Origin of the sequence: Shewanella sp. 10N.286.51.B7 (genome assembly GCF_002873615.1) — a bacterium.
Taxonomy (GTDB): Bacteria; Pseudomonadota; Gammaproteobacteria; order Enterobacterales; family Shewanellaceae; genus Shewanella; species Shewanella electrodiphila.
In genome coordinates, this window is the sequence record NZ_MCUF01000015.1 from 21,080 (window position 1) to 33,212 (window position 12,133).

At 42.6% G+C, this 12,133-nt stretch carries 8 protein-coding genes; 4 read left to right on the forward strand and 4 right to left on the reverse strand.

What is annotated here, in order from left to right; genetic code table 11:
* Positions 1 to 117 precede the first annotated feature (117 nt).
* Entirely contained in the window at positions 118 to 1,521 is a 1,404-nt protein-coding gene (gene dbpA / locus BCU84_RS02205) for an ATP-dependent RNA helicase DbpA (RefSeq protein ID WP_102526473.1), read from the forward strand.
* 103 nt (positions 1,522 to 1,624) lie between these two features.
* On the opposite strand, the gene BCU84_RS02210 is transcribed toward dbpA, so the two are convergent.
* From BCU84_RS02210 to BCU84_RS02220, 3 genes are all read right to left on the reverse strand, one after another.
* On the reverse strand, positions 1,625 to 2,386 hold the full coding sequence (locus tag BCU84_RS02210) for a DUF6445 family protein (protein ID WP_102526474.1): 762 nt from the start codon (positions 2,384 to 2,386) through the stop codon (positions 1,625 to 1,627).
* Positions 2,387 to 2,642: 256 nt separating this feature from the next.
* Positions 2,643 to 3,413: a hypothetical protein gene (locus BCU84_RS02215; protein WP_102526475.1), complete on the reverse strand. Its 771-nt coding sequence runs from the start codon at positions 3,411 to 3,413 to the stop codon at positions 2,643 to 2,645.
* Positions 3,414 to 3,639: 226 nt separating this feature from the next.
* Entirely contained in the window at positions 3,640 to 5,082 is a 1,443-nt protein-coding gene (locus tag BCU84_RS02220; RefSeq protein WP_102526476.1) for a DEAD/DEAH box helicase, read from the reverse strand.
* Positions 5,083 to 5,761: 679 nt separating this feature from the next.
* Here BCU84_RS02220 and BCU84_RS02225 point away from each other — a divergent pair.
* The gene (locus tag BCU84_RS02225) at positions 5,762 to 6,814 is read left to right on the forward strand and encodes a DUF3626 domain-containing protein (RefSeq protein WP_102526477.1); all 1,053 of its coding nucleotides are present in this window, start codon (positions 5,762 to 5,764) and stop codon (positions 6,812 to 6,814) included.
* A gap of 116 nt (positions 6,815 to 6,930) precedes the next feature.
* Here the strand turns inward: BCU84_RS02225 and BCU84_RS02230 are convergent, their stop codons facing one another.
* Positions 6,931 to 7,812, reverse strand: coding sequence for a sensor domain-containing diguanylate cyclase (locus BCU84_RS02230; RefSeq protein WP_102526478.1), 882 nt, complete (start codon positions 7,810 to 7,812; stop codon positions 6,931 to 6,933).
* A gap of 424 nt (positions 7,813 to 8,236) precedes the next feature.
* On the opposite strand from BCU84_RS02230, the gene cydD reads away from it, so the two are divergent.
* Together cydD and cydC are read left to right on the forward strand one after the other, a co-directional pair.
* Complete coding sequence (gene cydD, locus BCU84_RS02235; protein ID WP_102526479.1) at positions 8,237 to 10,090, forward strand: cysteine/glutathione ABC transporter permease/ATP-binding protein CydD; 1,854 nt, start codon at positions 8,237 to 8,239, stop codon at positions 10,088 to 10,090.
* Positions 10,090 to 11,868, forward strand: coding sequence for a cysteine/glutathione ABC transporter ATP-binding protein/permease CydC (gene cydC / locus BCU84_RS02240; protein ID WP_102526480.1), 1,779 nt, complete (start codon positions 10,090 to 10,092; stop codon positions 11,866 to 11,868). Before cydD ends, cydC begins: the two co-directional genes overlap by 1 nt.
* Positions 11,869 to 12,133 lie beyond the last annotated feature (265 nt).

Consider the following 12,133-nt stretch of genomic DNA (forward strand, 5'->3'; position numbering starts at 1 on the left):
AGCGATTAACGGATAAAATTGCTACAATAGACATTCAAACATTTGGCCAAGGTATTTTATCCTTGGCCGAGTTGTTTCTATTATCCCATTTTGCTTTGATATCAGAGGATATTCACCTTGAGTCAGTCTACTGAACAGGCCGCTAATACGGCTTTCGCATCACTTAATCTTAAACCAGGTTTGTTTGATAATCTTAAAACCATGGGATACGAGTCTATGACTCAAATCCAAGCTGAAAGCTTACCAGCTATTCTTGCGGGTGATGACGTGATTGGCCAAGGAAAAACCGGCTCAGGTAAAACGGCTGCATTTGGTTTAGGTCTATTAAACAAACTTGATGTGAAACGTTTTCGCATTCAAACCATGGTGCTGTGTCCAACACGCGAATTAGCCGATCAAGTGGCTAAAGATATTCGTACTTTAGCCCGTGGTATTCATAACATTAAGGTGCTGACCTTATGTGGCGGTGTTCCAATGGGGCCGCAAATCGGTTCGCTTGAACATGGTGCGCACATTATTGTCGGTACACCTGGACGTATTGTTGATCATCTTGATCGTAATCGTTTAGATCTGAGTAATGTCAATATGTTGGTGTTAGATGAAGCCGATCGCATGTTAGAAATGGGCTTCCAAGATCATATTGATCAAATCATTGCTGAAACCCCTCATGAGCGTCAGACATTATTGTTCAGTGCGACTTTCCCTGAGCAAATTCAACAAGTTGTTGAACAGATTATGTATAAGCCTTTGATGGTTAAAGTTGAGGCGACTCACGACAACCACACAATTGAGCAGCATTTCTACCATACAGAAGACAATCAGGCTCGCTTAGAGGCATTGCAATTATTGCTCCTTGAAAAGCAACCTGAAAGCGCAGTGGTTTTTTGTAATACCAAACGTGAAACCCAAAAAGTGGCTGACACTCTAGCTGAGCAAGGTTTTAGTGTATTGGCTTTACATGGCGACTTAGAGCAGCGCGATCGCGATCAAATGTTACTGCGTTTTGCTAACAAGAGTGCCCGCGTATTAGTGGCTACCGATGTGGCTTCTCGTGGTTTAGATATCGAAGATTTAGAAGCGGTATTTAACTATCACATTGCTTACGATACAGAAGTGCATATTCACCGTATTGGTCGTACAGGTCGTGCAGGTAGTAAAGGCGCTGCGTACACTTTCTTTAGTCATGCAGATGGCCACAGAATGGTTGAAATTGAAGAGCTGATTGGCAAAGAAATTGATGGTGAAACCTTACCGTCAATGAATGTGCTTAACAAGCAGCCGCAAGAAGCTGAAATGATCACCATCCAAATTGATGCGGGTAAAAAGCACAAAATCCGTCCTGGTGACATTGTGGGTGGCTTAACCGGTGAAAACGGTATTGATGGTGCTGATATTGGTAAAATTAAGGTCACTGATATCCGTTCGTTTGTAGCCGTTAAACGTGACGCTTCTAAAAAAGCGTTGAACAAAATTACCAAAGGCCGCCTTAAAGGTAAGACTTACCGAGCCTGGTTTTTATAAGCCTAGCTTGTAAGAAAATAGTTTTAGTAAGCCAGTTTTTATAAATAGGCTTTAAAAAAAAGCGAATTCAGTGGTTACTGAATTCGCTTTTTTATTGGCTGATTTAGGCGATACTAAAGAAAGAGTTAATTGATGTGCGATTATGTTCAGAACGCTTATCAAACTCTACTTCATCAGTAATATTGGCGCTGTGAAGAATATTACCTGAATAGATAACGATGCGATTTGGCTTAGCGTCAATACTGAATACTTTTTCGAATAAGTCATCTGAATCTGTGATGTAGCCTTTTCGGCTTGCTGCAACTTGCTTAACCTCATCAACCATCTTAAAAATAATGTCTTTATCGTCGTGGGATAAGTGCAGTTTGTCAGCGCCTTTATAACGATAAAAGCTGGTGCCGCCCAATTGGACATCATTGAGATAATGCACTGCTGCCATATCGTGTTCAGCAAGGGAGTCAAAGTGTGGCATGGTTTGACTCGCATTGAGCTGTAATGGACTTAAAGTGACTTTAGATAACCAACACTTTGCAATTTGATGTTGCTTGAAGTATTCACCTTTAGGCTGCTTTGCCAGTAAGGTAATTAACGATGATAAAGATTGATAATAGGGGCGTGGCATTTCATCTCGCATGCCAGGAAACAAGGTTCCATCGGCGCCGACATTATTGAAATAAGCTTTTGTTTTGCTGTAATCGACAAGAGACGCAAAGTCAGTAATGAAATCATCAATGACCCAGATGAGATGTTCAGAGTTAGGCAACTGCATTACTTGGATGTGCAAGTTGGGATTGATTGAACTTGTTGAGTGGGCTGCTGTTTTTTGGGTATCAATACTTGCTGAATTAATTGAAGATATCGTCATGGTGAACAGTATTCCTTTACATTGATTTTTCGCTAATTCAAAAGTCGCTACCTACACAGGAGCGCCTTGGCTAACAGCATCCTGGGCTAACAGCATCGTGTGTAACTTACGAGCTGATGCTAGGCGTAGATCAATATAAAGTGATATTTAAACTAATGACTTACGAGCTTAAGCACGCTGATGATATTGGTTTTATCACGCTGGCAGTATTAGTCTTTAGTCGGAATGGTGTTATCTATCCATCACGTTGAGGTCATTACTGATTTTCAACCGTTGAATCATCAACTTCTGACAACATATGGATCAGGGTTTCACCTTCTTCATTTCCTATCAGATAGGTCCATGTACTGGCATTTTTACTTAATGAAGTTTCTTGCAGTCGCTGGCTTACTAACATCCAACCATTGGGTTCTAGCTCTTCACCGCGAACCTCACAAGTGCTGGTTTTACAATTGACTGAGGTGATATTGACCATGTCAGCATATTCACTCAAAGCAAAAGAATCTTTTAATGCTTGCTCACGCTCCGTGGCCCATTCTTGATTGATGTCAGCTTGGTGATGGCGCTTAAATAGTGCGACCATGTCTCCTTGTTGTGAAGCTATCGCATTGGCAAAATTTTCAGGAACCCATTGGTTTGCTTGATCAGTGCTGATGCTGTCTGGCTCAGGATGAAATGGCGAGTCATGGGTTTGCTCTGTAACTTGATCTATCTCGGTGTAAGCCAGTTCAACTTGCTGCTCGAGTAATCCCATTGAAGAGTTCATAGCGTCGATTAAACTGTTTTTTTCAGCAAGCTGTTGTTTAAGTTGCAGCACTTCTTGTTTCAGTTCGCTGACGAGATGACTGGATTCTATGGCTAACTCTGATGGCTGGGAGGTAACACCTTCACTTGTTGGTGTTTTACTCAGTTGATTACTTTGAGACTCTTCTGCTTGATTAAGCTGACCTTTTCCCATTTGTAAACCAACAAACAGGCTGGCAATAGCCAGTAATAATATTAGAACCAATACACCTAAATATTTCATAACTCTTCCATGAAAAATTGTCTTTATCCCGTGTAATTATCATGAACGATGAGAGTGGATCTGGCAACTTTCAAGTGTTTATCGTTAATGAGTAAGCAAGGTGTAGATTTTTATGCTGGTTTTTTTGAATAACAAAAAAGGCATGAAAGCTTGGCTTTCATGCCTTTAAATCATTAACTATTTGCTGAAAATCGAGCTAAGTTAACGCTAAATCAGTGAGTCGCTATTAACGTCTCGCATTCGCGTAAGGATCAACCTTGCCTTGTGAACTTGAGTTGTCAGTGCGGCCTTGGCGACGATTTTGTGGCTTTTTATTACCATCTGATTGAGCATTTTCAGCTTCTGCACGAGCGCGGGCGCGTTGACGTTGGCTTGGCTTGTCTGAATTGCCTTTCGGCGCTGGGCGCTGGCCCTGTTTAGTGCTTTGGCCTTGTTTTTGTCCATCAGCTTGATTGGCGTGCTTACGACGATTCGGGTTTGGCTTTTTATGATTAGCCGCGCGATGACCGCCTTTTAAGCTTGCTTCTGGTAAGTCATGACATGCTTCATAGCCTTCGATGACTTTACGCTCGACAGTGCGCTTAATCAGTCTTTCGATGTCATGTAATAATTTCACTTCTTCATCGCTAACTAAAGATACTGCTAAACCCGTTGCACCAGCGCGGCCAGTACGGCCGATACGATGCACATAATCTTCAGGGACATTAGGTAAGTCAAAGTTAACGACAAAAGGCAATTGGTCGATATCAATACCACGGGCAGCGATATCGGTAGCAACCATGACTTGTGCTTTACCCGCTTTGAAATCAGCTAAGGCTTTGGTTCGCGCACCTTGGCTTTTATTACCGTGAATAGCCACTGCATTGATGCCGTCAGCATCTAAGTTTTTCGCTAAGCGGTTAGCGCCATGTTTGGTGCGAGAAAATACCAACACTTGATGCCAGTTATTTTCTTTAATTAGCTTAGTTAAGATACGCGCTTTACGGCTCTTATCTACGGCATAAACACTTTGTTCAACCGTGTTAGCAGTCGCATTACGTGGCGTAACTGAAATCTCAACTGGATTATTCACTAAGCCTTTTGCAAGTTCACGGATTTCATCTGAAAACGTTGCTGAGAACATTAGGTTTTGGCGTTGTTTTGGCAACATAGCCAAGACTTTCTTAATATCGCGAATAAAGCCCATGTCTAACATGCGATCGGCTTCATCTAAGATTAAGACTTCAAGTTGGCTGAAGCTTAATGCTTTTTGTTGGCATAAATCTAATAAGCGCCCTGGGGTCGCCACTAGAATATCAACGCCATTTCTTAGGGTGGTAATTTGTGGATTAATTGATACGCCACCAAATACAACCGCAGATTTAAGCGGTAAGTTTGCGCCGTAAGTCGACACGCTTTCAGCAACTTGTGCTGCTAGCTCACGTGTTGGTGTTAATACTAAAGCACGAACTTGGCCACGCTTAGCGCGCTGACCTTTTGAGAGTAGTTCTAATAATGGCAGGGTAAAACCTGCTGTTTTGCCTGTACCCGTTTGGGCTGCGGCCATTACGTCTTTGCCTTCTAGGACGGCAGGAATAGCTTGTTCTTGGATTGCTGAAGGGGTGTCATACCCTTGTTTTTCAACAGCTTTTAAAATTGCTGCGCTTAAGCCTAGTGAGGCAAAACTCATAGAATGATCTCTTTGGGCAACGTATACGTTGCTATGACTGAATAGGGGGCCACGAAATGGCGGGCGTGAAGCTTACCTGAAACACTGCTAGAGCGCCATCTAATCGCTTAAATATTCTTCTTTAATGGCCGTTACTAGTGGAATATAAGCCATATGCAATGGGCTTATTTCATCAGTATCTAGGGCCTGTTGTTCTTTGCTGGTTAAGTTTTGTTCGAAATAAAAGCGTTGTAATCGAGGCGGATGAGTTGATGCCTAGTCATCTAAGCAAAATGCATCCAACAAAGAGTAAAACGCTTTTAGTCGAACCCTTTGGGCAGCGTTTGTTGGTCATTTTTACTGCGTTATCGACTTTTTATGTAGAATAACTACACCACAAAGTCTCTGTCTTGCGCCCTTGATGCATAGAATGGCCAACAACTCGCTGCAAAAACAACCTTGAAAGATCAACAGGCCCTAGGGATTAGTTATTTGAGGTTTTGTTCTGCAAAGAATGGTGAGTACGATGTTTCAACATCTTGATGAGGGTTAACCGCATAGGTAGATGAATTAGTTTTAATCTTTTGTGCTAAATCCGTGTATTTTACATACAATGAAATACAAGCACTTAGCTGTATTTTATCCAGCAAGTCGTTAGATATTGGATAGTGTTAATCACAGATGCAAAGGAGGGCAGGTTATGAATCGAAAGTCAGCAGCGCAAATCCATATCGAGCATAGCGTTGCCTGTTTGCGCGAGCACTCAAGTGCGGTAATTAAAAATGTCCTGTTAATGTCTAACATTGATACTGCAGCGGTTCATAAGGCTATGCAAGCCTTGCATCAACATGGCCGAGTGGCCTTGCATTTTCACCCCGATCGTATTGATAGCCGTGGATTATCAGTCGCAGCTGGGTTACTTAAGGACGGTTGTTATAAAAGCCAGTTTGAAACTCATATCTCAAATGGGCAATTGTCACCGGAATTAGGTGGCCCAAGAGACCACTGGGAAAACCAACTTTTTGGTCATAGTTACTCAGGAGTTAAACTACGCCCTAAGTATGGTGCATTAGATCTTGGTCTATGCCCAACGGGGCCGGCTCCTCGATTTGGCAGTTGTTACTTTCTTACCCACACTCAAGTACTTTCGCGCTGTACATTCAGTTATATGGATTCCTATCGCTTACCTAAAGAAAAAGGCACGTTAAGTTGTTTTGAGGTGATCTTGGCCGCGTTACTCAGCGAGTGTTTTGAGCGCCAATATGCTTTAGGAGTGAAAGAGATTAAGCCTGCGGATATGGTTAATCATCTGTGGCAGCAATTACCTCAAGGTGTGAGAGCACGTTTCGACATGCCTGCTTTATCTAATCTTGATCATTATATAGAAGCGCAAATTCATGGTGAAGTTTCGTTAGAGCATGATATTGGCTATCTTGTTGCTGATCCAAGCTATAAAGATACAGAAATAGGTGAGCTGATGCAGTCAATGTGCCACGAGTATGATATTGAACTGTTGTGGCATCAAGGCTATCAGCTTGATGTGGAGCAGGTGCCTGATGACTTTCGAGGGGCGACAATGCCAGAACTTGCCAAGGTGATTGCTAGAGACAAGCAAATAAATGCAGATATTATTGGCAGAGCTGCACAGGTGCTTACTGAAAAACCAGTGCCTTGGAGTCAAAGAACTAAGCAGGCTCAGCAAGTACAACAGCTTAAACTGATGTGGCATGTATTAGTTAAATTTGGCGTTTAATGGCAAATTCAAATCGATAGCTAAATAAAGCCCATTCATGACTATTTACCTCACTTTTTCAACTAACTTTTCACCTAACTTTTCAACTGCCTTTTACACCGAATAAACTATCAAGCTTAGCCAAATCGATAAGTAGCTCCGCCCTGGCGCTTTGATTTATACATCGCAAAATCTGCTGTTTTGATTAAGGTATCAAAGTCGTCACCGGAATCAGGAAAGGTCGCAATACCAATACTGCAATTAAGCAAAACGGGTTGAGCGTTTATTGTAAACGGCTTGTCTAATGCACTGATTAAGATATCAGCCATGCGCGAGATGTCATTATTGTCAGTAATGTCCTCCAGTAATAATACAAACTCATCCCCGCCAATTCTGGCTAAAGTATCCGACTCTCTGATGACTTTATGCAGTCTGGTTACCGCTTCAATTAGAACAGAATCCCCTTGGCAATGCCCATAGGTATCATTGATGTTCTTGAAATCATCTAAATCCATATAGAACAAGCTGAACTTAGTGTTCATGCGTTTGCAGCGTTCGATGGTTTGTTTAACTCTGTCCATTAACAAATAGCGATTGGGTATTTGCGTCAGCTGGTCATAGCAGGCGAGATTTAATACTCGTTGGGCATCTTCAACACGTTTAGTGATGTCTCGGTTAATCCCTAAAGCACCAATAAATTGCTGCTCGTCATCAAACAATGGCACACACATCGACTCTACCCAACCGATAGTGCCGTCTTTATGTAAAAAGCGTATTTCGCCCGTCCATTTGCCATGTTGTTCAACCGAGGAAATGACCAACTCAGTGATAGAGGCACTGTCTTCGGGGACATGTAAAATACTCACTGATTGGCCGAGTATTTCTTCTTTACTGTAGCCATAAAGTTGTTGTGAACCGCAGTTCCAGTCAATGATAATACCTGTGGTATCAGTGACTACAACCGAGTCAAATAAGTAGTTGAATGCCTGTGCTCTGTGGGTTGAAAGATTAACGTCCATTTTTTAATTACCTTCTTCATCCTATTAGAAAGTGCAATCGTATAATTTATCGTGATTGTCATTTACGCTAAGTAAGCTGATATGGCTATTGCTTAGTTAATCGCTTTCTTGCATGTAAGCATTGAGTGAGAAACTTTATTGATTAAAACTATAATCAAAAAAAACATAAAGTTCTGTGCTTTTAAGAACGTTATTACTCACTATCAAATAGAAATATTGATTCAATTTGATGAACAAATATTTACCTTTCTTTTACTGTCCTGCTGATGACTATCGCGTAGAATTATAGTTCATCAATAACACAGTGTTTATTAGCAATGTGTGAATCAGTTAACACTTCTCTATAAGCGGCTGTTATCGAAGCTGTTAGCTTGCGATACTGCGGCAATTTTCCTCATTTAGTGCGATCATTTTCAGGAATGTAATGGATAAAACCTTAGAAAAATCTCTTGGCCAGTGGCTTAAACAACAGAAGTCATCTTGCGGCATATTCTTGAAACTCACCATTTTTACCGGTGCACTTAACGGTGTGGCGATTGTCGTGCAAGCGTATTTGTTGGCACATATCTTACACGGCGTGATTATGCTCGAATTACCCATGGCGAGCTTTAGCAGTCAATTTATCGGGTTAATTGCACTGATTATTGTGCGAGCAGGGCTAGCTTATGCACGTGAGCGATTAAGCTTTGAAGCGGGTAAACGACTACGAAGTGACATTCGTGAAGCTGTGTTGAACAAACTCACCGATTTAGGCCCTGCGTTTATCAAAGGAAAGCCAGCGGGAGCATGGGCGAGCATCGTGCTTGAGCAGGTTGAAGACTTACATGATTTTTATGCTAAGTACTTACCACAAATGATGCTAGCGGGTTTTATTCCGTTGATTATTTTGGTGTCAGTATTTCCGCTTAACTGGGCAGCTGGACTGATTCTATTTGCCACAGCGCCGCTGATCCCAATGTTTATGATTTTAGTTGGTATGGGCGCGGCTGATGCCAACCGTAAAAACTTCAGTGCATTATCAAGATTAAGTGGCCACTTTATGGACCGCTTAAAAGGCTTAAGTACACTTAAATTATTTCACCGTGGTGAGACTGAAGTGAACAAAATTGAGACGGCCTCAGAAGACTTCAGGCAAAGAACCATGTCGGTGCTGAGAATGGCATTTTTAAGCTCGGCGGTATTAGAGTTTTTTGCTGCATTATCCATTGCTGTGCTGGCGGTGTACTTTGGTTTTAGCTATTTAGACCACCTAAATTTTGGCCATTATGGCGCTGGTATCACTTTGTTTACCGGTCTATTTATTCTGATTTTAGCCCCTGAATTCTTTCAACCACTTCGAGACTTAGGCACTCATTACCACGCCAAAGCGCAAGCCATTGGCGCAGCAGAGGCGTTAGTTGAATTACTAGAGCATCCAAACCCTTTAAAGCAGGTCGACGGTAAGTTCAGTGAACAAACCGCGCAACAGCATGAGGTTTCGTTAGATAACATTGCCATTTCAGCGACAGAGCTCGAAGTGCTGACATTGGAAGGAACCGCTTTACTTGGGCCGATTTCTTTTGAGGTGCAAGCGGGGCAAAAAGTCGCGGTGGTTGGCCCAAGCGGCGCGGGTAAAACCAGTTTACTCAATGCATTATTAGGTTTTCTACCCTACAAAGGCTCGCTCAAAATCAATGGTGTTGAGTTAAGTGTGCTGGATAAAAAACAGTGGCGTGAACACTTAGCTTGGCTTGGGCAAGATCCTCAACTATTCCATGGCAGTATTCGTGAAAACGTCTGCTTAGCTAATCCTGAATTAACTGATGCACAAGTGATGGCCTTACTTGAACAAGCCAACATTGCCGAATTTGTTAATCAACACCCCCAAGGCTTAGATACTGTCATTAGCGATCAAGCAGCCGGCGTCTCAGTTGGCCAAGCTCAACGTATCGCGCTCGCCCGTGCTATCGCACAACCTGCGAGCTTATTCTTACTCGATGAGCCTACAGCAAGCCTTGATAGTCACAGTGAAAAACTCGTGTCAGCATCACTTAAACAAGCGATGACAGCGCAAACCTGTGTGATGGTGACGCATCGTCTCGATCAATTACAAAGTATGGATAACATTCTGGTGATTGAAGCAGGGCGTATTGTGCAGCAAGGTGATTATGCTTTACTGAGCACTCAAACGGGTTTGTTTAAAAACATGCAACAACAAGATGATGACGGTTTATCACTGTATATTGATGAGCAAGAGCCAACAAAGACCGATGAACAAACTCAAAGGGAGGATGTGTAATGCAGCTATTACTGCCTTTCATTAAGTTATTTAAACGTCAGTGGTTAATGATGTCAGTTGGCTTATTGCTAACCTGCACAACGATCATTGCTGGCATTGGTTTATTATCTCTTTCGGGTTGGTTTTTATCAGCCACAGCCATTGCTGGTTTAACAGCAGCAACCGCCTTAGCGTTTAACTTTTTTACCCCAGCAGGTGGCGTACGCTTTTTATCAATCGCAAGAACAGCAAGCCGTTATGGTGAGCGGTTAGCGACCCATGAAGCCACGTTTAAGCTGTTAACAGAGCTTCGAGTTTGGTCGTGGAAAAAGTTATTGCCGTTAAGTGCCAGTAACCTGCAAGGCCTTAGACAAGGCGACATGCTCAATCGGTTAGTGGCCGATATTGATACGCTGGATCATCTCTATTTACGTTTATTAGTGCCAATGGCAGCCTCATTACTGACCGTTGTTGCCCTTTATGCATTCTTGTCTTGGTTTGACGCATCACTGGCATTAAGCCTGTGTGCTTTGTTAATTGCTGCATGGCTGATTTTACCGCTCGTATTTTATCGCTTAGGTAGAAAACCGGGTGAAGCGGTGGTAGACAGTAAACGCCGTTTTCGAGTGTTGATCTTAGATGTTATCCAAGGTCAGGCAGAGCTGACATTATTTTCAGCAAATGATCGCTACCGCCAAAAGCTACGTGAAGCTGAGTTATCACTCTTTACCAGTCAAACCGCGATGGCGCATGTGACCGGTTTAAGCCAGGCATTATTGATCATGGTCAATGGCGCCGCAGTTGTGATGATGATGTATTTTGCAGGTCATGGCGTGGGTGACAGTGTGCCACCAGGCCCGCTAATGGCAATGATGGTATTTGCCACTATGGCCACCATTGAAATGATGATGCCAATCTCTGGAGCATTCCAGCATTTATCAGGTTGTGTGTTAGCGGCAAAACGTATTTCAGAAGTCACCGAGCAAACGCCTGATGTCGTATTTGGTCAAGAAACTCAGCTTGAGCGTACCGAGATTAACCTCAGCAATATTCACTTCGGTTATCAGGCTGACTCGCAGGTATTAACGGGGTTGAATTTAGATTTACCTCAGGGCAGTAAAGTCGCGCTATTAGGTGCAACAGGCTGTGGTAAATCGAGCTTATTAAGCTTAATCACCCGAGAATGGCAACCTCAGCAAGGTCAAATAACCCTAGGTGGTCGTGATATCAGTGAGTTTGATGAAGCGACATTACGTAGCTCAATGACCGTTGTTAGCCAACGTATTCATTTATTTGCAGGCACAGTACGTGACAATTTGGCCATTGCTTTGCCATACGTTGAAGGACAAAAAAGACGCGCCAATGACGAGCAATTAACAGCAGTGTTAAAGCAAGTCGGGTTAGAGGTGCTTCTTAGTTCAAAAACCACCACAGATCGCGGTGAAGAAGTTGGCCTAGACAGCTGGATTGGTGAAGGCGGACGTCAGCTATCAGGTGGCGAGCAGCGCCGAATCGGTGTTGCCAGAGCCTTATTACGTGATGCGCCAATCTTGTTATTAGATGAGCCAACGGAAGGATTAGATAAGCGCACAGAACGTGAAATCTTACGTTTATTATTTACCTTAGCAAAAGGTAAAACCATGTTAATGATAAGCCATCGTTTAACTGCCATGGCCGAAATGGATTGTATTCATATGATTCAAAATGGACAAATCACTGACAGTGGTAACCATCAACAGCTAATGGCTGACAGTGCTGATTATCAAAGTCTGTACAAGCATTTAGGTAAAGAAGTTTAATCGAACTGTTATTGCTAGAGAGGGCTGTTATCGTTTGAAAGGAATTGGAAAACACTTTTGAAACGATAACGGCAACAAAAAAACGCTAATCGACTTGGGATTAAACCAAGCGATTAGCGTTTTTGTTTAAGCTTTAAATTGGGCTGGGTATTGTTAGCAGGTAATTAGGTAAGCAATAAAGTTTACTCTGACCCTGAGGGATCCCCACGAATTTAATAGGATGCTTGTGGTTCCCACACTAAATTCAGCAGCATCTTAATCGCTA

Coding starts and splice junctions, on each gene's coding strand:
- BCU84_RS02210 (WP_102526474.1), bottom strand. CDS start 2,386: ATGACGATATCTTCAATTAATTCAGCAAGTATTGATACCCAAAAAACA.
- cydD (WP_102526479.1), top strand. CDS start 8,237: ATGGATAAAACCTTAGAAAAATCTCTTGGCCAGTGGCTTAAACAACAG.
- BCU84_RS02225 (WP_102526477.1), top strand. CDS start 5,762: ATGAATCGAAAGTCAGCAGCGCAAATCCATATCGAGCATAGCGTTGCC.
- BCU84_RS02230 (WP_102526478.1), bottom strand. CDS start 7,812: ATGGACGTTAATCTTTCAACCCACAGAGCACAGGCATTCAACTACTTA.
- BCU84_RS02215 (WP_102526475.1), bottom strand. CDS start 3,413: ATGAAATATTTAGGTGTATTGGTTCTAATATTATTACTGGCTATTGCC.
- cydC (WP_102526480.1), top strand. CDS start 10,090: ATGCAGCTATTACTGCCTTTCATTAAGTTATTTAAACGTCAGTGGTTA.
- BCU84_RS02220 (WP_102526476.1), bottom strand. CDS start 5,082: ATGAGTTTTGCCTCACTAGGCTTAAGCGCAGCAATTTTAAAAGCTGTT.